The 20,710-nt window shown below is 34.1% G+C and carries 22 protein-coding genes; 16 read left to right on the top strand and 6 right to left on the bottom strand.

Translation table 11 applies throughout. The features are described 5' to 3' along the window. Positions 1-18 precede the first annotated feature (18 nt). Complete coding sequence (locus B5P40_RS01530) at positions 19-972, top strand: branched-chain amino acid ABC transporter permease (protein WP_002126891.1); 954 nt, start codon at positions 19-21, stop codon at positions 970-972. Positions 973-1,136: 164 nt separating this feature from the next. On the opposite strand, the gene B5P40_RS01535 is transcribed toward B5P40_RS01530, so the two are convergent. Next, on the bottom strand, positions 1,137-1,925 hold the full coding sequence (locus B5P40_RS01535) for a LysR family transcriptional regulator (protein WP_002031321.1): 789 nt from the start codon (positions 1,923-1,925) through the stop codon (positions 1,137-1,139). Positions 1,926-2,045: 120 nt separating this feature from the next. Here B5P40_RS01535 and B5P40_RS01540 point away from each other — a divergent pair, with 120 nt between their 5' ends. The 12 genes from B5P40_RS01540 to B5P40_RS01595 all read left to right on the top strand — a co-directional run bounded on the left by B5P40_RS01540 (position 2,046) and on the right by B5P40_RS01595 (position 13,564). Then, positions 2,046-2,612 (top strand): DUF4865 family protein, encoded by a 567-nt coding sequence (locus B5P40_RS01540; RefSeq protein ID WP_002012326.1) that lies wholly within the window; start codon positions 2,046-2,048, stop codon positions 2,610-2,612. 24 nt (positions 2,613-2,636) lie between these two features. Next, positions 2,637-3,047 carry a tautomerase family protein gene (locus B5P40_RS01545; RefSeq protein ID WP_002031325.1) on the top strand — a complete coding sequence of 137 codons (411 nt, stop codon included), beginning with the start codon at positions 2,637-2,639 and terminating at the stop codon, positions 3,045-3,047. Further along, a complete protein-coding gene (locus B5P40_RS01550; RefSeq protein WP_033709001.1) occupies positions 3,044-3,367 on the top strand; it encodes a carboxymuconolactone decarboxylase family protein in 324 nt (107 codons plus the stop codon). The genes B5P40_RS01545 and B5P40_RS01550 overlap by 4 nt, the downstream gene beginning before the upstream one ends. A 101-nt stretch (positions 3,368-3,468) precedes the next feature. Beyond that, positions 3,469-3,912: a MarR family winged helix-turn-helix transcriptional regulator gene (locus B5P40_RS01555; RefSeq protein WP_002012331.1), complete on the top strand. Its 444-nt coding sequence runs from the start codon at positions 3,469-3,471 to the stop codon at positions 3,910-3,912. A 52-nt stretch (positions 3,913-3,964) separates the two neighbouring features. Continuing rightward, positions 3,965-4,906 (top strand): ring-cleaving dioxygenase, encoded by a 942-nt coding sequence (locus tag B5P40_RS01560; RefSeq protein ID WP_002189274.1) that lies wholly within the window; start codon positions 3,965-3,967, stop codon positions 4,904-4,906. Positions 4,907-4,922: 16 nt separating this feature from the next. After that, positions 4,923-5,978 (top strand): LLM class flavin-dependent oxidoreductase, encoded by a 1,056-nt coding sequence (locus B5P40_RS01565; protein WP_002189275.1) that lies wholly within the window; start codon positions 4,923-4,925, stop codon positions 5,976-5,978. A gap of 625 nt (positions 5,979-6,603) precedes the next feature. Beyond that, a complete protein-coding gene (gene cydA, locus B5P40_RS01570; protein WP_002012335.1) occupies positions 6,604-8,007 on the top strand; it encodes a cytochrome ubiquinol oxidase subunit I in 1,404 nt (467 codons plus the stop codon). After that, positions 7,994-9,010 (top strand): cytochrome d ubiquinol oxidase subunit II, encoded by a 1,017-nt coding sequence (gene cydB / locus B5P40_RS01575; protein ID WP_002141342.1) that lies wholly within the window; start codon positions 7,994-7,996, stop codon positions 9,008-9,010. The genes cydA and cydB overlap by 14 nt, the downstream gene beginning before the upstream one ends. After that, positions 9,010-10,731, top strand: coding sequence for a thiol reductant ABC exporter subunit CydD (cydD, locus tag B5P40_RS01580; protein ID WP_113708736.1), 1,722 nt, complete (start codon positions 9,010-9,012; stop codon positions 10,729-10,731). The genes cydB and cydD overlap by 1 nt, the downstream gene beginning before the upstream one ends. After that, positions 10,728-12,452, top strand: coding sequence for a thiol reductant ABC exporter subunit CydC (gene cydC, locus B5P40_RS01585; protein ID WP_113708737.1), 1,725 nt, complete (start codon positions 10,728-10,730; stop codon positions 12,450-12,452). The genes cydD and cydC overlap by 4 nt, the downstream gene beginning before the upstream one ends. 195 nt (positions 12,453-12,647) lie before the next feature. Further along, on the top strand, positions 12,648-12,869 hold the full coding sequence (locus B5P40_RS01590; RefSeq protein ID WP_002031341.1) for a hypothetical protein: 222 nt from the start codon (positions 12,648-12,650) through the stop codon (positions 12,867-12,869). A gap of 245 nt (positions 12,870-13,114) precedes the next feature. Next, positions 13,115-13,564 (top strand): DUF6376 family protein, encoded by a 450-nt coding sequence (locus B5P40_RS01595; RefSeq protein ID WP_002012340.1) that lies wholly within the window; start codon positions 13,115-13,117, stop codon positions 13,562-13,564. Between the two features lie 35 nt (positions 13,565-13,599). Here the strand turns inward: B5P40_RS01595 and B5P40_RS01600 are convergent, their stop codons facing one another. The 3 genes from B5P40_RS01600 to B5P40_RS01610 all read right to left on the bottom strand — a co-directional run bounded on the left by B5P40_RS01600 (position 13,600) and on the right by B5P40_RS01610 (position 15,476). Next, entirely contained in the window at positions 13,600-13,938 is a 339-nt protein-coding gene (locus B5P40_RS01600) for an EamA family transporter (protein ID WP_085310507.1), read from the bottom strand. Further along, positions 13,931-14,272, bottom strand: coding sequence for an EamA family transporter (locus B5P40_RS01605; protein ID WP_002086172.1), 342 nt, complete (start codon positions 14,270-14,272; stop codon positions 13,931-13,933). Before B5P40_RS01605 ends, B5P40_RS01600 begins: the two co-directional genes overlap by 8 nt. Positions 14,273-14,474: 202 nt before the next feature. Then, positions 14,475-15,476 (bottom strand): S66 family peptidase, encoded by a 1,002-nt coding sequence (locus B5P40_RS01610; RefSeq protein ID WP_113708738.1) that lies wholly within the window; start codon positions 15,474-15,476, stop codon positions 14,475-14,477. Between the two features lie 219 nt (positions 15,477-15,695). On the opposite strand from B5P40_RS01610, the gene B5P40_RS01615 reads away from it, so the two are divergent. After that, the gene (locus B5P40_RS01615; protein WP_002031349.1) at positions 15,696-16,649 is read left to right on the top strand and encodes a D-alanyl-D-alanine carboxypeptidase family protein; all 954 of its coding nucleotides are present in this window, start codon (positions 15,696-15,698) and stop codon (positions 16,647-16,649) included. 248 nt (positions 16,650-16,897) lie between these two features. After that, the gene (locus tag B5P40_RS01620; RefSeq protein ID WP_002141347.1) at positions 16,898-17,497 is read left to right on the top strand and encodes a nitroreductase family protein; all 600 of its coding nucleotides are present in this window, start codon (positions 16,898-16,900) and stop codon (positions 17,495-17,497) included. Between the two features lie 43 nt (positions 17,498-17,540). Here the strand turns inward: B5P40_RS01620 and B5P40_RS01625 are convergent, their stop codons facing one another. After that, positions 17,541-17,711: a DNA mismatch repair protein MutT gene (locus tag B5P40_RS01625; protein WP_113708739.1), complete on the bottom strand. Its 171-nt coding sequence runs from the start codon at positions 17,709-17,711 to the stop codon at positions 17,541-17,543. 717 nt (positions 17,712-18,428) lie between these two features. On the opposite strand from B5P40_RS01625, the gene entFM reads away from it, so the two are divergent. Then, the gene (gene entFM / locus B5P40_RS01630) at positions 18,429-19,721 is read left to right on the top strand and encodes an enterotoxin EntFM (protein ID WP_113708740.1); all 1,293 of its coding nucleotides are present in this window, start codon (positions 18,429-18,431) and stop codon (positions 19,719-19,721) included. A 167-nt stretch (positions 19,722-19,888) separates the two neighbouring features. Here entFM and B5P40_RS01635 read toward each other — a convergent pair whose 3' ends face one another. Then, complete coding sequence (locus tag B5P40_RS01635; RefSeq protein ID WP_002135756.1) at positions 19,889-20,653, bottom strand: alpha/beta fold hydrolase; 765 nt, start codon at positions 20,651-20,653, stop codon at positions 19,889-19,891. Positions 20,654-20,710: the final 57 nt, after the last annotated feature.

Here is a 20,710-nt window from a genome sequence, read left to right on the forward strand (position 1 = left end):
GTATACTTCGGAGTATTTATGCTCATTTGTTTAAGTGTATTTCCATTCGTAAATGATTCACGGAGCTTGTTAATTTTGTTCACTCAAATCTTCATCTTTGCTATTTTCGCTATGAGTTTTGATGTTCTCCTTGGATATACAGGTATTGTTTCATTCGGTCATTGTATGTTCTTTGGTATAGGGGCGTATGGGGTAGCACTTTTATTTGATCGACAAGGGGTGTCTATCACAAACTTTTTTATAGGAATAGCAGCCGCAATTATTGTATCAGCCATCGTTAGTTATATAATCGGTTTGCTTTCTTTACGGCTGAAAAGTCATTTTTATGCAATGTTAACGCTCGCTATTTCCCAGCTGTTTTTTGTACTTGCTGAAAAATGGCGTTCACTGACTCATGGAGGAGATGGATTTACATTTCGTGTACCAGATATATTCCGTGATCGTTTTACATTTTATTATATAACATTTATATGTCTAATCAGTATTTTCATTTTGTTACGTCTTTTCACAAAATCTTCAATTGGGAAAGTGTTAAAGGCGATTTCACAAAATGAACAACGAGTTGAAGCACTTGGCTATAAAGTTCTTCATTATAAAATTATTGCTAGTGTTGTTGCAGGAGTAGTTGCAGCGATTAGCGGTGGTTTATTTGTTATCACTTTACGCTTTGTTAATACAACTGTATTTTCAATTGAAATGACATTAAATGCATTATTGATGACAATGATTGGGGGAGTTGGAACTTTAATCGGAGCAATCGCTGGAGCTGGGATTATTGAATCATTGAAATATTATTTATCCGAATTAGCGACGGAATATCCGATTTTTGAACGATGGACGATCATTCTTGGTTTATTATACATTATCGTGCTACTAGTTTTTCCGAAAGGGTTAGTTGGAACAGTTAAGAAGTTGAAGAATTTTAAAAGAAGTAAGAAGGAGAAGAGTACAGGGGTGGAGCAGAACGTGTGAAATAAGTCTTCAAGATGGAAAGGGATGTCCTAGTAGTTAAACATATTAACTAGGTAACATCCCTTTTTATTTTATTAGGCCGTACGATAGTATATGAAGTTATATTAGCGATTCGACAAGGGATATCTATTTACCCGTAAAATACGACAAGTGTAGCCTCTTTATTAATTAAATAGTTCACCTGGAATCACTTTATCTAAGTCTCGAGTTGTAAAGAAGTTAATAGGTAGTTTTTCAACCGCGACATTTTCAACTGGAACTAATTTATCATTTCTAATCGGTAAAAAAGCTATCCCATTTCCCTCAACAATAAACTCTTCAATAAGCGAATAAGAATCTAACTGTTGAAGTTGATGCTGAGATAGATTGTTTTCTTTTAGAAATTGTATTGTCATATTTCTAAAAGGGCACTTTTTATCGTTACTAACAAAGAAAAGTTCTTTTGAAAAGTCAATGTTACACTGTTCTTTCGCTTTTAATAAACCTACAGAAATTGAAGTGGTGAATACTTTTTTAAACGCTGCGTCGGGATAATCCTCATAAGTTATGACCATATCAACTTTTTGTTGCTGTAGTAGTTTTTGTAAATGGCTACTACTTTCTATATATATTTGATAATTCCTGAAATTTTCTTTAATACGCATACTTAAATAATTAGTCAAAATAGATTGTGACGTCGCTATTACATAAGAAGATGCACTTGTTTTAATTTCATCTTTGGCTTCTTCTAAAAGAGCTAATATTTTATTCGTGTAGTCTAATAAAATGTCACCAGAAGGTAACAGGGAGACACCTTTGTTATCTCTATGTAGTAAAGGCGTTTCTAATTCTTGTTCTAATTTTTTGATTCGCTCAGTTACATTTGGTTGTACATAGCCTAGCTCTTTAGCGGCTTTACTAATAGATCCTTCGTTAGCTACAGTTTTAAATATGATAAGATCATTTATTTCCATTCATTTCAGCCCCTTATACGGTATCATTATAAATGATATCAAACATAATTTATACCTATTTTACGTCAGCCGATCATCGGTTTATCATTATATATATAAGATCGAAAGTGAGTGATAAACATGATTGGTATGCAATATAAGGTCATTTTGCCAAAAGATTATGATATGGGGACTATTAGAGAAAGGGTGAAAAAGAATGGTTATAAAACGGATGGTTTTCAAGGGTTGAATTTTAAGGCTTATTTAATTGCTGAGGCAGGTAAGGATGGGGGTTTCCATAATTGTTATGCACCTTTATATATTTGGAATGGTCATGAAGGGATGAATAAATTTATCTTTGAAGGGTATTACGATAATATTTTGCAATCGTTTGGGTGGCAACAAATAAATATAGGTGTTCCATTAGTTGTTAATTTAAGTAATGATTTTAGAAAAAGTAGATATGCTGTTGAATATGCAGGGAGTATTTCTCAAAGTAAATCGCTGATTGGGACGCAATTAAATAAAGTAAATGAAAATGTGCAAAACATAGAAAAATGTTTAGGGAATGTAATAGTTTATAATCCGGATAAGTGGGGATATAGTCAATTCAGTTTTTATAAGGAAAAGCCTGAAATAGATGTAATGGACGATGTTACTATTTATGAGATTTTACATATTTCACGAGGATATGTTGTTGAATGCTAAATTAAGAAAAAGGAATGAAAATCTATGCCTTTTGTGAACGTTTATTATCATGAAGATATATTAAATAAAGAAGAGTTGAAAAAGATAGGTGAATGTATCCATCTTTCATTAATTGAACATTTCGACATCCCTGAAAATGATTATTTTCAAATATTTTTACCTTATCAACAAAATCAATTTTTGTATAATCCATATTATTTGTTGGAAAGAGGAGAAATGAGAACTGAGAATATGATTCATGTTTCTATTACATGTGGACCTGGAAGAACAGTGCAACAGAAAAAAGGTTTGTATCAATCTATATCCTTTGAAATTTCAGCATGTTCTAATGTGAAAGTTACTGACATTTTTATTACATTACATGAGATAGCTGCTGAAAACTGGTCATTTGGTCAAGGGATGGCACAATTGGTAAAAATGAAGGGAGCAAAATGATGAATGAACCAATTGAATTCTATATTCCAAAGAAAATGAGAGAAGTAGCACCTGTATTTTCTCATTATAGTGAAGAGATATTATTTGAGGAAGTGTGGCGGGATGCCGCTTTAACATTAAGAGAAAGAAGCTTATGTACATTGTCGGCACTAATCAGTCTTGGTAATACAGAACAATTACCATTTCATCTGAAGCTAGCTAAACAAAATGGGATAATGGAGAATGAATTAGTTGCATTAATAACACATATGGCTTTTTACGTTGGTTGGCCAAAAGCTGTGGCAGCTTTAAATATAGCAATGAATGAAATGGAAAGTTAAGAATAATGATTTTGGGAGGTATTTTTAACATATTTCTACTTGCATTACTATCACTTGAGTGGTAAAGTGATAGTAAGATCAACGCTAGGAAGTGATGAAACATGCGTGAAAATACGATAGGATCGTTAATATGGCTACGTTTAATACGATTTACGAACCAAAGTAATCAAATGTCAAATGAGTTTTTAAAACGTTTTGATTTAACAACAGCCCAATTTGATGTGCTTTTGCAAATACGGACTTATCAGCCATTAACACAAATGGAGTTAGCAGAAAAGGTTACCGTTACACAAGGCGGTATTTCTCGAATGTTAACACGTCTTGAAAAAGAAGGATATATTATACGAAAACAAGATTGGAAAACGAAAACAATTAGTCTTACAGAGCAAGGGGAAGCGGCTTTAGAAAGAGCATTGCCAGAGCAACTTGCATTTCAATCATCATTTTTTGATGATGTATTAAATGAAGAAGAGCAGAAAATACTATACGAGTTGATGTCAAAAGTTCATAAGCATAGTGAAAAAAAAGAATTACCGAATGAGTAATTTTTTTTACTCAATCAATTGACTAATCAAGTGATAAAGAGGAGGAAGTTTTATGTATACAATTCCAGGACATCACCACATTTCTATGGTGACTAAAAATGCGAAAACGAATAATAATTTTTATCGAGATGTTTTAGGATTACGCCGGGTGAAAAAGACAGTCAATCAAGATAATCCATTTATGTATCATTTGTTTTATGGTGATTTAACAGGGAGTGCCGGAACTGAATTATCATTTTTTGAAATGCCGAATGTAGGTAGAACAATCCGTGGTACAAATGCAATAACACAAATAGGCTTGCTCGTACCTTCAATAGAAAGTCTTACATTTTGGAAGAGACGTTTTGAGTCACTCCAGGTGGCGCATGGGGAAATTACAACTTACGCCGGAAGAGACGCACTGCACTTTGAAGATCCAGATGGTCTACGGTTAGTGCTGTTAAATAATAAAGATGAAGAGGTGCCTGAATATTGGACTGCATGGGATGAATCTTCTGTAGAGCAGAATCATCGTATTTTAGGCATGGGAACAGTTGAAATGACAGTGCGCAGTTTAAATAAATTATCAAAAACATTAACAGGTTTGTTTAGTTATAAAGAAGTATCTCGTTCAGACGATGAGGGGATTTATCAATCTATCGATGGTCAATCTTTTGGAGAAATTTTGGTGAAACAGCAAGATGGAGAGAGTGAAAGACCAGGAAAAGGAAGTATTCATCATTTAGCTATTCGTGTGAAAAATGATGAAGAACTGAGTTATTGGAATGAAGCGGTGAAAGATAAAGGGTTCCAATCAACAGGGATTATCGATCGCTTTTATTTTAAAAGTTTATATTTCCGTGAGTCAAATGGCATTTTATTTGAGATTGCGACGGATGGACCAGGATTTATAGTAGATTCAACAGTTGAAGAATTAGGAAAAGAGCTGGATTTACCACCATTTTTAGAAGAGAGAAGAAAAGAGATTGAAGAGAAATTAATACCGCTTTATTAAAAGGGAGAGAGCAACTATGGAAAAATACCGTATTGATACAAGTAAGGGAATTGAATTTGGATTATATTCAATTGGAGATCATATTTTAAATCCGCATGATGGTTCGAAAATAAGTGCAGAAAAAAGAATTCATGAACTAATTGAAACAGCTAAGTTAGCAGATGAAGCTGGAATTGATGTGTTTGCTGTCGGTGAAAGTCATCAAGCGCATTTTACAACGCAAGCTCATACAGTTATTTTAGGAGCTATTGCACAAGCTACGAAAAACATTAAAATCGCGAGTTCTGCAACAGTATTAAGCACGTCAGATCCGGTTCGTGTATATGAGGATTTTGCCACAATTGATTTAATTTCTAATGGTCGTGCTGAAATCGTTGCTGGTCGTGGATCTCGTATTGGGGGATATAGTTTACTTGGTTACGATGTAAATTATTATGAAGAACTATTTGAAGAGAAGATGGATCTTTTATTAAAAATAAATAAAGAAGAAAGTGTAACATGGAAAGGGCAGTTTAGAACGCCACTTGAACATGCGGCAATTATACCGAGAGCTAAAAATAACAATATGCCAATTTGGCGTGCTGTTGGAGGGCCACCTGCTAGTGCAATTAAGGCAGGACGCGCAGGTGTACCAATGATGCTTACGACACTTGGTGGCCCAGCTGTTAATTTTAAAGTTTCGGTTGATGCATATCGTGAAGCAGCTGAGCAAAGTGGTTTTGATCCAGCAACATTACCAATTGCGACAACAAGTTTATTTTATACAGCAGAAAATTCACAAGATGCACTTAGTGAATTTTATCCTCATATTAATGCTGGTATGCTTGCGCTACGCGGTGGTGGGTATCCAAAACAACAATTTACTAACGCAGTAGATCACCGTGATGCGTTAATGATTGGTAGCCCGCAACAAATTATTGAAAAAATGCTTTATCAATATGAATTATTTGGACAGCAACGTTTTATGGCACAGATTGATTTTGGCGGTGTACCATTTGATAAGATTGAGAAAAACATTGAATTAATTGCTACTGAAATTATGCCGGCTGTTAGAAAATATACAACGAAATAATGAAAAAAGTACCGGGAATATAATCTATTCTCGGTACTTTTTTATTTAGTCAGTTTGAAAAATGACAAAAAAACGAATTTTATGTCTAGAGAAAGGGGAGTTTTTTTCTATTTGTGAATAACAATATTGTTGATTTGAATTTTGGAAATACATTTTTCTCTTGACAAAAATCTAACGTGTTTTCAGGTTTGGTTCAAGGACATTTTTCAAAGGGAAAGTCAAGCGTATGAAGAGAAAAACATAATAACAATTGATATAAGAGTGTGTTGTATGTTTGAAAAGTACGTTTTTAAAATGTGAGAAATCTAATTCAAAAAAATTACAAAAGACATATTTCAGACAAAATCCTGTCAATAATACGTCAAAAATCACCTGAATTTATTATGTAAGTATATTATACAATTCGATTAACGAATAAAACACTACTGAAATAGTGAAAAGGTAAATCGTATGAAGAAAGTTCTTTTGTAATTATCTAAAAAACTGACAATCTATATTTTCAGAAAGTACATAAACGAATTTATCTTTTTGTATTTCCAAATGATTGAATTGTTCGTTATGAAGTGAATTCATACAATTCAATCGATATTACGATATAAAAAAATATGGAGGAAGTGACTTTAGCATGGAAACGCTCGAATTGGCACGAATACAATTTGCATCAACAACGATTTTTCATTACTTTTTCGTTCCGCTGTCTATAGGTTTAGCTTTTATCATTGCGTTAATGCAAACGTTGTATGTGGTAAAGGGACAAGAAATTTATAAAAAGATGACAAAGTTTTGGACACAAATATTCCTTGTTAACTTCGCGGTAGGTGTTGTAACAGGTATTTTACAAGAATTTCAGTTTGGTATGAACTGGTCAACGTATTCACGTTTTGTTGGTGATGTTTTCGGACCATCACTTGCAATTGAAGGTTTATTAGCATTTTTCATTGAGTCTACATTCCTAGGTTTATGGGTATTCGGTGAGGATAAACTTCCGAAGCGAGTTCACCTTTTATGTATTTGGCTCCTCTCAATAGGAACAATGTTATCAGCATTTTGGATTTTAACTGCAAGTGCATTTATGCATGCCCCAGTAGGATATGAAATGGCAGCAGATGGACGTGCACAGATGAATGATTTTTGGGCGATTATTCAAAATCCACAATTATGGGTGCAATTCCCACATACAATCACAGCGGCAATTGCAACTGGTGCATTCTTTATTGCAGGTGTAAGTGCATGGAAAATATCAAAAGGTCAAGAAACTGCGGTGTTTAAAAAATCGTTCCGAGTTTCTATCGTTGTTGGAACAATTACAACTGCATTGGTATTATTTTTCGGTCATGCACAAGCACAAAATTTAATTAAGACACATCCGATGAAAATGGCAGCAGCTGAAGCATTATGGAATACGAGTGAGGATCCAGCGCCATTTACAGTATTTGCAAAAATTGATACAGAGAAGAAAGAAAATTCGTTTGAAATTCAAATCCCTTATATGCTAAGTCTATTGTCATACGATAAATTTAGCGGTCAAGTTGAAGGGATGAACCAAATTCAAAAACAATATGAAGAAAAATATGGACCTGGAGATTATATTCCGCCAGTACATACTATGTTCTGGAGTTTTAGAGCGATGGTAATGAGTGGAACATTCATGCTTCTTTTAGGAATGTACGGCTGGTTCTTATCAAGAAAAGATCGCTTAACTGAAAACCCTTGGTATTTAAAAATAATGGTATATGCAATTGCACTACCGTTTATCGGTAATACAGTAGGTTGGATTATGACTGAAATGGGACGTCAGCCTTGGGTTGTCTTCGGTGTTATGAAAACAGAAGATGCTGTATCTCCAAACGTTTCATTTGGAGAAGTATTATTCTCTCTTGTTTCATTCACATCACTATATTTAATTGTTGGAGGAATTACTGTTTACTTATTCGTTCGTATCATTAAAGGACATGCGAATAAGAAAACGAAAAAGGATTATCAAAGCCATGATCCATTTGATAAGGAGGAAGAGTATGTTATCTCTTAATGAGTTGTGGTTTCTAATTATCTCAACCTTATTCGTTGGCTTCTTTGTACTTGAAGGTTTCGATTTTGGTGTAGGAATCGTTTCAAGGTTTTTAGGGAAAAACGATTTGGAAAAACGTATATATTTAAATACAATTGGGCCGTTTTGGCACGCAAATGAAGTATGGCTTGTTTGTGCTGGTGGCGCTATGTTTGCGGCATTCCCGCACTGGTATGCAACTTTATTTAGTGGGTTTTATATTCCATTTGTGTTTATGCTTCTTGCATTAATTATAAGAGGTGTTTCCTTTAAATTCCGTGCGAAAATAGAAAATCATAAATGGAAGAGTTTCTGGGATTGGGGCATGTTTATTGGAAGTTTGCTACCTCCTATACTTTGGGGAGTTGCAATCGCGAACTTTATGACAGGTGTACCAATTGATGGAAGTAAAAATATGGTAGGCGGATTTATGAAATTACTTCACCCATTTGCGTTACTTGGGGGAGTTATGTTTCTTCTTCTATGTATTGTTCATGGTTTGCAATTCCTTACTATACGTACAACAGGAAAATTACGAGAACGCGCACGTATTGCCGCGACAAAGATTGCACCTTTTGCATTAATAACACTTCTTGTTTTTGCAGCTGTAGGGTTATGGAAAACAGATATTTTCACCGCACATGGTTCAGAGTGGCTAATGGTTCCAATTGGAGCTTTTGTAGCGCTATTTGTTTCTACTTTATTAAATAAAAGAAGAAGAGATGGTTGGGCTTTCTTTATGACGAGTTTAACAATCATTTTGTTAAGTGCAAGTGTGTTCATCGGTATGTTCCCGCGTGTCATGATTAGCTCATTAGGAGCGGTAAATGATTTGACAATTTATAATGCGGCATCAGGACCTTATGCATTAAAACTGATGAGCTATTTTTCTCTTGCTATTTTACCGTTTGTTATCGGTAGTCAAATATGGAGTTTCTATGTATTTAGACAACCTGTTAAGTCAGACAAAGATTTGGAGTACTAATGAAAAGAAAAAGAGGACTTCCGTCGTATCCTGGTAGCCGAGTTTTATATGTAACTTTAAGTCTTATTAGCATTTTAGAGGCGTGTAGCATCATTGCGCAGACAGTATTTTTAGCACGAGCAATCACATTTTTATTTCATGGAGAAACAGTGCAAGCTGTGCTAAATGAAACTGTTTATTTTGGGATCACGTTTGCAGCACGCCAAATGTTAGTGCGAACATCGCAAATATTGGTTGAGCGTTTCGCTGAAAAAACAGGATTTGCATTACGTAAACAGTTAATAGAAGCATATTTTACGTTAGGGCCGAGATTTGTCCAAACGAATGGGACTGGTCATCTGGTTACTTTATCGATAGAAGGTATTGAGAAATTTAAAACATATATTGAATTGACAATTCCTAAAATGATTAGAAGTAGTATCGTTCCAGGGCTAATTGTTCTATATGTTTTTACACTGGACATTAAGTCTGGAATCATTTTAGTTGTAACGATTCCAATTGTGATCATATTTATGATCCTTCTAGGATTAGCAGCGCAGAAAATGGCGGATAGCCAATATGAGACATATCGTGTACTTTCTAATCATTTTGTAGATACGTTAAAAGGATTAGAAACATTAAAGTATTTAGGGAAAAGTAAACAGCACGAAGGAAAGATTGAAAAAGTAAGTAAACGATATAGAAAAGCAACGATGCGTACTTTGCGAGTTGCTTTTCTTTCTTCTTTTGCATTAGATTTCTTTACGAGTTTATCAATTGCATTTGTAGCAGTTGGATTAGGGATACGGTTAATAGATGGGACAATTATACTGTTGCCAGCTCTTACGATTTTAATTTTAGCGCCGGAATATTTTCTGCCGATTAAGCAAGTTGGAGCGAATTATCATGCTACATTAGATGGACAACTTGCAATGGAGCAAATAGAAGAAATTTTACAGAAACAAAAAGAAATAGAAAAGAAAGATTCAAATGTAGATATAGTATGGAATTCTTCTAGTAGTTTGAAATTACAAGATGTAAAAGTAAATAATGATGAATCTGAAAAGGCTATATTAGAGGGAATTGATTTTACTTGGCAAGGTAACGGTGCTATAGGCATTATTGGTGAAAGTGGGGCAGGGAAATCAACGTTAATCGATGTGTTAGCAGGATTTCTACCGCCTTCGGGTGGGAAGATGTTAGTAAATGGTGTGGAAATTGGTGAATCTACTCGAGAAGATTGGCAAAAAAATATTGCTTATATTCCGCAGCAACCTTATATTTTTCCGCTTTCATTAAAAGATAATATTTGTTTCTACGAAACGAATACAATTGATGAAGAAGTTGAGAGAGTTATTAATGAAATTGGTCTTCGTTCGCTCGTTGCATCATTACCACATGGGATGTACGAAAGAATTGGAGAAGGTGGACGTATGCTTAGTGGCGGACAAGAACAACGTGTCGCTATGGCACGTGCACTTTTAAGTAAAAAGCCAATCATTTTATTAGATGAACCTACAGCACATCTTGATATTGAAACTGAATTTGAAATAAAGCAATCGATGTTACGTCTGTTTGAAGGTAAGTTAGTATTTCTTGCAACGCATCGTCTGCATTGGATGAAGAAAATGGATCATATTCTTATTTTAAATAAAGGGGAAATTAAAGAAAGTGGAACATATGAAGAACTTTTAAAGAATGAGACATTACATTTTCATAGGGAAGAGAGGGGAGAGCGATGAGTAATTGGATTAAACCTTATATACAGCAAAATAAAGGTAGAATGACGTTGACTATTTTCCTCGGGCTTCTTGGAGTTAGTTCAGGTGCGATGCTACTTTTCATTTCAGGTTATTTAATTTCTAAATCTGCTCTCAGACCAGAAAATGTAATGGCTGTATATGTTCCTATAGTTGCAACGCGTGCGTTTAGTATAGGGCAAGCTGTCTTTCATTATTTAGAGCGTTTAGTAGGGCATGACGTCGTTCTACGAATTTTAGAAAAAATGAGAACAAAACTATATAGAATTGTAGAACCACAGGCGTTATTTTTACGCTCTCGATTTCAAACTGGTGATGTACTAGGTGTATTGTCTGATGATATAGAACATTTACAGAATCTATATTTACGTACAATATTCCCTAGTATATTAGCGTTAGTTGTATATAGCATTTTCGTAATTGTTATAGGTGCATTTGACTTAGTATTTGCACTTATCGCAGCTTGTATGTTAGCTGTTATTGTTTTTCTTCTCCCATTCGTATCACTACTTTTGATGAAACGACATCATGTTGCTTTGAAGCGAGGAAGAAATCGTTTGTATCAACAATTGACAGATGCTGTATTTGGGTTATCTGATTGGCAGGCGAGTGGTAGAAAAGATGAATTTATTAATGAGTATGTAGCGCAAAATGTCCAGTTGTTAAAGACAGAAAAGAGAGTGAAACGCTGGTACCATATTCGAGACAGTCTCATTCACTTAACAGTAGGTATTGTAGTCATTTCAATGATTATATGGACTGGAAATGCAGCGGCAAGTGAACAGATTGCACCTACAGTTATCGCAGCTTTCGTATTAATGACATTATCTGTGACAAATGCGCTTATCCCTATATCAGATGCTATCGATCGAATTCCATCTTATGTAGAATCTGCTCATCGGCTTAATGGCGTAGAAAGTGAGAGCACTTTGGATGGTGGTAAGGAGTTACCTGTAAATAAGGAATACGTTGTATCAAAACATGTAGATATTGAACTGAGTAATGTGTCGTATAATTACCCGGATAGTAATGAACCTGTATTAAAAGATGTATCATTGCAAATAAAGGCAGGAAAGAAAATTGCTATTTTAGGTAGAAGTGGAACAGGAAAATCTACTTTACTAAAACTGTTAACTGGTGCGCTACGTCCGGTGAGTGGGCAAGTTATATTGAATGGTGAACAAGCTCATACGGATTTTTTGTCAAAATATATTTCTGTATTAAACCAAAAACCACATTTATTCGATACGACAATTGGAAATAATGTGCGGATCGGTAAACCAGAGGCTAATGATGAAGAGATATGGAAAGCTTTAGAGAAAGCACAGCTAGCGCCGCACATTGCTTCTCTTCCTGATGGATTACAAACAAAAATGCATGAAATGGGAAAGAGGTTTTCTGGCGGAGAAAGGCAAAGGGTAGCATTTGCAAGAACTCTTATGCAAGAAGCATCGATTATTGTGCTTGATGAACCAACTATCGGTTTAGACCCTAAAACGGAATTAGCCTTAATAGAAACAATGTTTTCTGCAACAGAAGAAAAGACTGTTATTTGGATTACACATCATCTTGTAGGAATTGAACATGTAGATGAAGTTATTTTCCTTGATAGTGGCCAAATCGCTATGCAAGGTAGTCACGAACAGCTACTGAAAGAAAATGAGAAATATCGTAGGTTATATGAGCTTGATAAAGGTATATAGGAATGAAATGCAAAAAAACACAAATTCTTGGTAGTTCAAGGTTTGTGTTTTTTTATATTTGTGGTGAAATCATATAAGCCGTATAAGCTATTTGATCATGAAATGGTTATATATTGTTAGAAAGGGTGTTTAAAACCTATCCTTTCAAGGCAATACTTGAGCCATAGTGAATGGATTGTTGGAAGGCGTGATTATATGTTTGAAGAGGATGGCATTGTTTTAATACTGGAGCCTGCTGATGAGCGGAATATGAGGAAATTTATTTTTACAGTACCGAAGTCAGTTTATGAAAAAAAAGAAATTTTATTACATTACGGAACACCTTTAGGTCAAGGATATACGGACATTATAGAAGATATTATTAGTGTACATATAGACATAGATATTATAACAGTAATAGGGCATGTGAGAGGATAAAGAGAAACTTTAATTAGTGAGAGTTATACGTACCTGGAAAACAGACGTACTTAAAATAAGTATGTCTGTTTTTATATTTAAATGAAGATAGTTTCGAGGTACATGTTGAACAGGATAATAATGATTTTTCTAGAATGTATAAGAGGAAGATTAAAAAAAATAAGATACGATGTGATAAAGTGTATAAGAAGAAAATAAAGTGTTTATAAATGAATAAAAGTATGGCAATTATTTAGGAGGTAAAAATGAAGTTTACAAAAACAATGTTACTTTCAATTGTAGTTTCAATTGGTTTGATGGGATGTTCGCTAGTAGAGGAAGGGAAGAACTCCATAGATTACGCTCAAAAAGCGACAGACTATGTAAATGAAATAAGTGCATTTGCAAATGAAGCGCCAGCATTAGCAGAAAAGGCCGTTAATGATGGGGAAGCCCGGAAAGAACTAGAAACGAAACTTACTGAAATTAAACAAGATATACCAGCTTTTAATGAATTAACACCACCAGATGTAGCGAAGGATCTTCACCAGCAAATCGTCGGGTATAATGAAAAGTTAAATACATTAATTGATACATCTATGACAAAGATAGAGGAAGGGAAAATGAATGTAGAGCAGTTTAAAAACTCTGAGCTTATGCAGACGATAGAACAAGTTCGTGATTTGAAAGATAAGGTTCAAAATTTAGGGCAATAACAAAAAGATCCGTTTATCATAAACGGATCTTTTTGTTATTGTATACAATAGATGATTACACCAATGATAATAATAATGTTGCCAATGATTTTTCGTTTCGTGATTTTCTCCCCTAGGAAGTACCAACTGAAAATTAAAATGATGATATAACTTAATGATTCTAATGCAGATGCTTGCTTTAATGCCATGCCCTTTAAGGCGATCACATTTAATCCGGCATTAATTACAAATAAAAAGTAGCCGATGATAACATAAGGATTCACATATTCTTTTATTCTAGAATCGTATTGTTGTAAAGTAGCCTTTTTTAATAATATTTGTGAGTAATTGGCTAAAATTATCCCAAATATCAATAATAACATATAACTATTCATCTTTTGTCACCACCACAATTCCGACGATAATAATAGCTGCGCCAAGTATGTGATTCCACTGTATCGTATCTCCAAACAGGAATACTGACCAAAGCATTGACCATAGTATGATAATCCCACGGTGTGAATATGCTCTAGAAATTTCAAAGTTCTTAATGACTTGTTGCCATAGAATTGCATATCCGAATAAAAGTACAACAAGTCCGAAGTAAGCAATAAAAAATGAAATTGATGCAATAGGGAATTGAGATGCCCATTTCATGTAAACCATAATGATAGAATATATCAAGAAGGCCACATGTAGAAATACATAGTTTTTAATAGTTGGTTTCATATATTCACTCTCTTTTACTTTATATACACGTATGTAAACTCGATGTATATAATCAATAGCTTCTTATTATATATAAAAGGCATATTGAAATGATTTTTGTTTATTTCTTCACATTCCAAAATATATAGTATCATGTCTTCTAATGTAAAACAATAGAAGGCAATGCGTAGCTTTAGAGCTGAAAATAATAGAGCTAGTAGAGTTAGATTTTCCACTGTTCTATAATTTGTATCGTTTTATTTGTTGCATCCATCTCTACTTGAATACCTATTGGCAAAGTAATCATTGGATGAGTATGACAACAGTCAAAATCGGCTAGAAAAGGAAGTTTTTGATTTTGTAATACTTCTAATAATATTTCGTAAGGTTTTCTATTTGTACCACAAGCATCAAATTGCTCATGTTTTCCAAGGATGATACCTGAAACTTTATCAAAAACGCCGTTAATTTTAAGTAATGAAAAACTTCTTTCGATAGTAGCTGCATCTTTTGAGCTATCTTCAATAAAGAGAATGTCACCATCTTGAATAAGTGGCATATAGGGGCTACCCCAAATACCTTGTATAGTATTTAAATGCCCACCAATAATACGTCCAGTAGCTTTCCCACCAATTACTGAAATCCAATTGTTCGGTCGAAGATCTTTTTCTTTCGTTTTTTCTTCCCAATTAATAAATTCATCTGACCAAAATAACGGCTGGTTTATGTTGTAAGGAAGGTGTTGATCAGTTAATAAAGTATCCGCAAAATATTTGTACGTGCAATCTACGAAAGGCTCAAATTCACCAAAAGAAGGAACAAGTGCTGGACCATAAAATGTAGGAATTCCTGTTTTTGCATAAATTCCTAGTAATAATGCTGTTGTGTCTGAATAGCCAATCATTATTTTAGGATTCTTTTGAAAAGTCTCATAATCAATATAAGGTAATAATGAATTTGAATTCATTCCCCCAATTGTCGACATGATACAAGAGACGTTAGGGTTTCTAATCAAGTCATTTAATTCCTCAGCACGCTCTTTAATGCTCCCGGAACGATAATAATCATATTGACCTGTTAGTGAACCTTCTAATATATGAAATCCTTTCTTTTGTAAGTATAATTTTGCGCGCTCAAATCTCTTTGGAGAAGTATAGGTTACTGGTGAAGAGGGAGAGTAGATGCCAATGGTATCGCCATATTTTAATGCTTTTGGAAGTATCATTTGTATAAATCCTTTCTATTATATAGTGTTTTTGTGTTTAAATGTAATTGAATATTCTTATATTTCGTTGTTTTTAGTGTAACACATATGAAAAAGAGAACGAGGTTGAAATTATAATTGTTATAGATGAATAAATATGCTTTTTACCTTGACGATATAAAGTAATTGTTGTTATGGTTAAACATGAGTGTATAAAAGGTTTGTTAAAGGAGTTTTAGAATGAAGCGGTTAAAATGGGGAAGATTAACAATCCTGTTAGTAGTAATTCTGGGTATATGTTGGTTCTTTTTCCAAGGAGTTCAAAAGAGTGAAACAAATGTAGATACTCAGCCTTTACAAGTGGCAGAGCTACCTAAAACAGGGCTATCTGAAAAAGTAGTTCCACCAAAATATATACCACCAGAAATTGATGCAAAAGCAGCTATTATTATCGATGCGAGTAATGGAGAAGTTATTTATCAAAATAATGAAAATGAAGCTGTTGCCCCTGCTAGTATGTCAAAAATGATGACAGCATATCTCGTTTTAGAGAGTATACATAATGGGAAAGTCCACTGGGAAGATCCAGTGAAAATAAGTGCAAAGTCGGCACAAACAGAGGGTGCAAAAATCCCGATGCAAGCAAATGATACATTAACTGTTAAGGACTTATATCATGCGTTAATGATTGAATCGGCTAATAATTCGGCTGTCGCTTTAGCGGAACATGTAGCTAAGACAGAAAAAAACTTTGTTCAACTTATGAATGAAAAAGCAAAGCAGTTAGAAATGTCAGATAAAGCTAAATTCGCGAATGCTTCCGGATTGCAGGAGCCCGACGGAAGTGAAACGAAAATGACAGCAGCTGACGTATCGAAATTAGCGTACCATCTTATAAAAGATTACCCAGAGATATTAGAAGTGACTCACTTACGTCAAAGTCAGTTAGCATTTAATAATATTAATGTTACAAACACAAATGAGATGTTAAACAAAAATAATAAAGCTTTATATATAGAAGGAATAGACGGTTTAAAAACAGGGTTTACAGATAGCGCAGGGTATTGTTTTACAGGTACTGCAAAACAAGGCGATAATCGTGTTATTACAGTTGTTATGGGGACAAAAAGTAAAACAAAACGTTTTACAGAAACAAATAAATTAATGTCCTATGCATTTCAATTGCTTAATTAGGTGAAGAAAGAAGTAATTTAGATTGTTATAAAAATAAGACAGACAGTTTATTGAACCTTGATTTTGGTGACAATAAACTGTTTTTTTATTTTTTGACGTATAGGAAGTGGAAACTCAAGTGATATCATTTGAGTTTGTTTTTGTTTGTTGATATTATTAAGTTAAGAACTTATTAATAATAAGTTCGAGAGGCATTATATGCTTCGTACATATGATACTGCCTCAAATGAAAATTGGAGGGAATTGTAATGGCAAAAGATTTTTACTCAGCAATTGAAGACAGAAGATCTATTTACGCGATTAGTAAAGAGCAAGTAGTTTCTGATGAAAGAATTCAAGAAGTGATTTATCATGCTGTGAAACATACACCTTCGGCTTTTAATTCTCAAAGTGCAAGAGTGGTTGTATTACTAGGTGAACAACACGACAAATTATGGAATGTTACGAAAGAAACGTTACGAAAAATTGTGCCTGAAAATAATTTTGCACCTACTGAAGAGAAAATGAATGCATTTAAAAGTGGCTATGGAACAGTTTTGTATTTCGAAGATAGTAAAGTAGTAGAAAGTTTGCAAGAGAACTTTGCACTATATAAAGATAATTTTCCTACATGGTCTCAGCAATCTTCTGGAATGTTGCAATTTGCGATTTGGACAGCATTAGAGATTGAAGGTTTTGGTGCTACACTACAGCATTATAATCCGTTGATTGATGAGGAAGTAAAAAAAGAATGGGATGTACCTGAAAACTGGAAGTTAACTGCGCAAATGCCATTTGGTAAACCGGTAGTTTCGGCAGGAGATAAAGAATATCAGCCATTAGAAACTCGTGTGAAAATTTACAAATAAAATAAAAAATAAAAGGTGAACAGAGATATAATCTGTTCACCTTTTATAAGTAGTAAGGATTTTTTTTGTAGGAATTTTTCATCTGATTTTTTAATTTGTTTTTACGTGTTTCAATAGTTGATACTTTTTGTAATGTTATAATTGAAACGAATTGAAAAAAAGCATAGCACAGTTCTATATTTTTATTTATAGGATCATCTATTATGTTTTTCATAAATATATCTCCTTTTTTTATCTCACTATTTGCGGGCAGTAAGGCTTCCATATCAAAATTCAATGATACGTATAGAATACCGACCTGTAAAAGTTCGATTGGTTTCAGTGTGGGGTGAATAAAATTTGTATGGATTAAAATCCTACTTTATATATGATAATATAAATATCCTGAAAATTCCATGGATAGTGAAAAATAGATAGTGGAATGTGTATTTTCGTCAAATTAGAACAGAATTTTTGGAGTTAAATCTTACAAATCGTCAAATCTTTTAAAAACGATGGATAATATCAAAAAAAGTTTTCTGAAAATATTATACTATTGATAAAAAAAGCATTTTTTGTCATGATAAGAGTATGCTTCATGGAAGGGACTTTACTAGAAAATACATTCTTTGCATTGTATTAGATTAATAGAGTTTTTTAAAGTGGATAGCAAAAGAAAAATATATATTAAGATAATGAATGGAATGTCGAATTTTCAATGAAATACATAAGAAATTTGAAAAAAGCATTGCAAAAACACACTGTTTAATGATAAAGTTCACATGAAGTTCACACTAAATTCACTTCAATCGTTTAAAATAAACGATGTGTGAAAAATAAAACTCTTGCTAAAAAATGGAACTGGATGAATATTTTACTTTGATAATATTGTAAAGTACTAAGTTTATAGTTTTCTCAAGAGGATAGTAGGGAAAGGAAGTAAAGACAACTTATGAAAAAAGTAATCGCAGGTTTAGCAGCAGCATCTGTAGTAGGTGTAGCAGTTCCTGGAATGGATTCTGCTCATGCACAAGTTTCAAATGATGCGCTAAAAGAAATTAATGGACAAACTCAAACTCAAACGACTGTAACTGAAACAAAAACGGTAGAAACAACTTCTGAATTAAAATACACAGTAACAGCTGATGTATTAAATGTACGTTCAGGTGCTGGTACAGGACATAACGTTATTTCTAAAGTGAAATCAGGTCAAGTACTTCAAGTAATTGGACAAGAAAACGGTTGGTTCAAAGTTAGTGTAAACGGTCAAACAGGTTATGTAAGTGGGGACTTCGTAACAACTGGTGGCAACAAAGGAACTACTACTACTGTTCAGCAAGGAACAGGTACTTACACAGTAAACGTTTCTTCATTAAACGTACGTACAGGCCCAAGTGCATCTCATACTGTTTTAGGTTCTGTAAATAAAGGAAAAACAGTTCAAGTTGTAGGTGAAGTTCAAGATTGGTTTAAAATTAACTTCAATGGTGGAACTGGATACGTAAGTAAAGACTTCGTAACAAAAGGTGGTTCAGCTGTATCTAACGAAACTCAGCAACCAACTACAAACAACAACAACAATACTACTACAGTTCAAACTGGTGGATCTTATGTTGTTAACACAGGTGCTTTAAAAGTACGTACAGGTCCAGCTACATATAACCCTGTAATTGGTGGGGTAACAAATGGTACAGTATTAAACGTTACTGGCGCTGAAAATGGTTGGTATAAAATTAACCATAATGGCCGCACTGGTTACGTAAGTGCAGACTTTGTTAAGTTTGTAAAAGGCGGAGTGAACAATGTAGTTACTGGTGGTAACCAAGGTACGAACCAAGGTACGAACCAAGTACAAAAACCAACAGCACCAACAGGTGGAGATACATCTTCAATCGCTGGATTCGCTAAATCTTTAAATGGTTCACCATACAGAACTGCTGGTACAACACCTGCTGGTTTTGACTGCAGTGGATTCATTCACTACGTATTAAATCAAACTGGTCATAAAGGCGCTCGTCAAACAGTTGCTGGATACTGGAGCTCTAAAACAAAGACTAACAGTCCACAACCAGGTGATTTAGTATACTTCCAAAATACTTATAAATCAGGTCCTTCTCACATGGGCGTTTACTTAGGTAATGGACAGTTCATCAGTGCAGAAACTGACGCAACTGGCGTACGCATTAGCTCTGTAAGCAACTCTTACTGGAGTAAGCACCTATTAGGTTACACAAAAGCATACTAAGAAAAAGTATTTTATATACTTTTCGTATAGAGAAAAGGCTTTCCAGGGAAACTTGGGAAGCCTTTTTCATAGTTGGATAAACTAACAGTATAGTAGTATTTATCCTGCTATTTGCGGGATAATAATCAGCGGGGGATGGACAAATCCCCGCTGATTAAAGTTTCACTTTATGTCAATTTTCCATGCAAAAACTTAGCATATAAATCATGAAAATAGTTTGGACGGAATAAGTTTGCTGCATGACCTGCTAATGGAATTTCTTTATATAAAACGTTCGGAAGAATGGACTTCAAATCAAAGAGACAAGATTTATAGAGATGATCATGTTCTCCCATCACCCATAATATAGGATGGGGAAGTGCTTTTAATTTAGATTTTAAGTCGAATTCTAAGCGGTGTCGTAATGACTCAGCAATAATGGACGAGTGTAATTGTAATCCGAAACGGTAATAAATATTTCGTGAAATAACAGCGAATGGATTTGCCCTTAGTATTCCACTTGGAAAAATAGTACTAGCATACTGAGAAAGCCAAGATGAATATTCATCACCACGTTTTTCCCAAAAATTCTGAAAAACATTATATAAACGGGAAGGGTTATTATAATGTCCACCAATATGACAAATACTCAATACTTTTTCTGGATGCATTTGTGCAAATGTCGTAGAGATATAACAGCCATAGCTTAGAGCACAAATATGAGCCTTTTTAATTCCCTCTTTTTCATACAAGTTCAATAATTGATCTACGAGGCGCTGTATTGAAAAGTCGATAGCTTCTCCTTTATCGTCGCCGTGACCTAATAAATCATAAGTTATAATGTTGTAGGAGGCAGAAAATCGTTTATGCTCTTTTTTGAAGGCGCGGCGATTTCCAACTAATCCATGAATAAAAATGATTGTTTCCTTTTCGGAATGTTTATTTGTTTGCAAAAAGGATACTCCTTTCAATGCTGGAGATTTATATAGTGTTTTAAATTAGCTAATTGA

This window comes from Bacillus sp. SRB_8, assembly GCF_003264205.1.
In the GTDB taxonomy this organism is placed as follows: domain Bacteria; phylum Bacillota; class Bacilli; order Bacillales; family Bacillaceae_G; genus Bacillus_A; species Bacillus_A mycoides.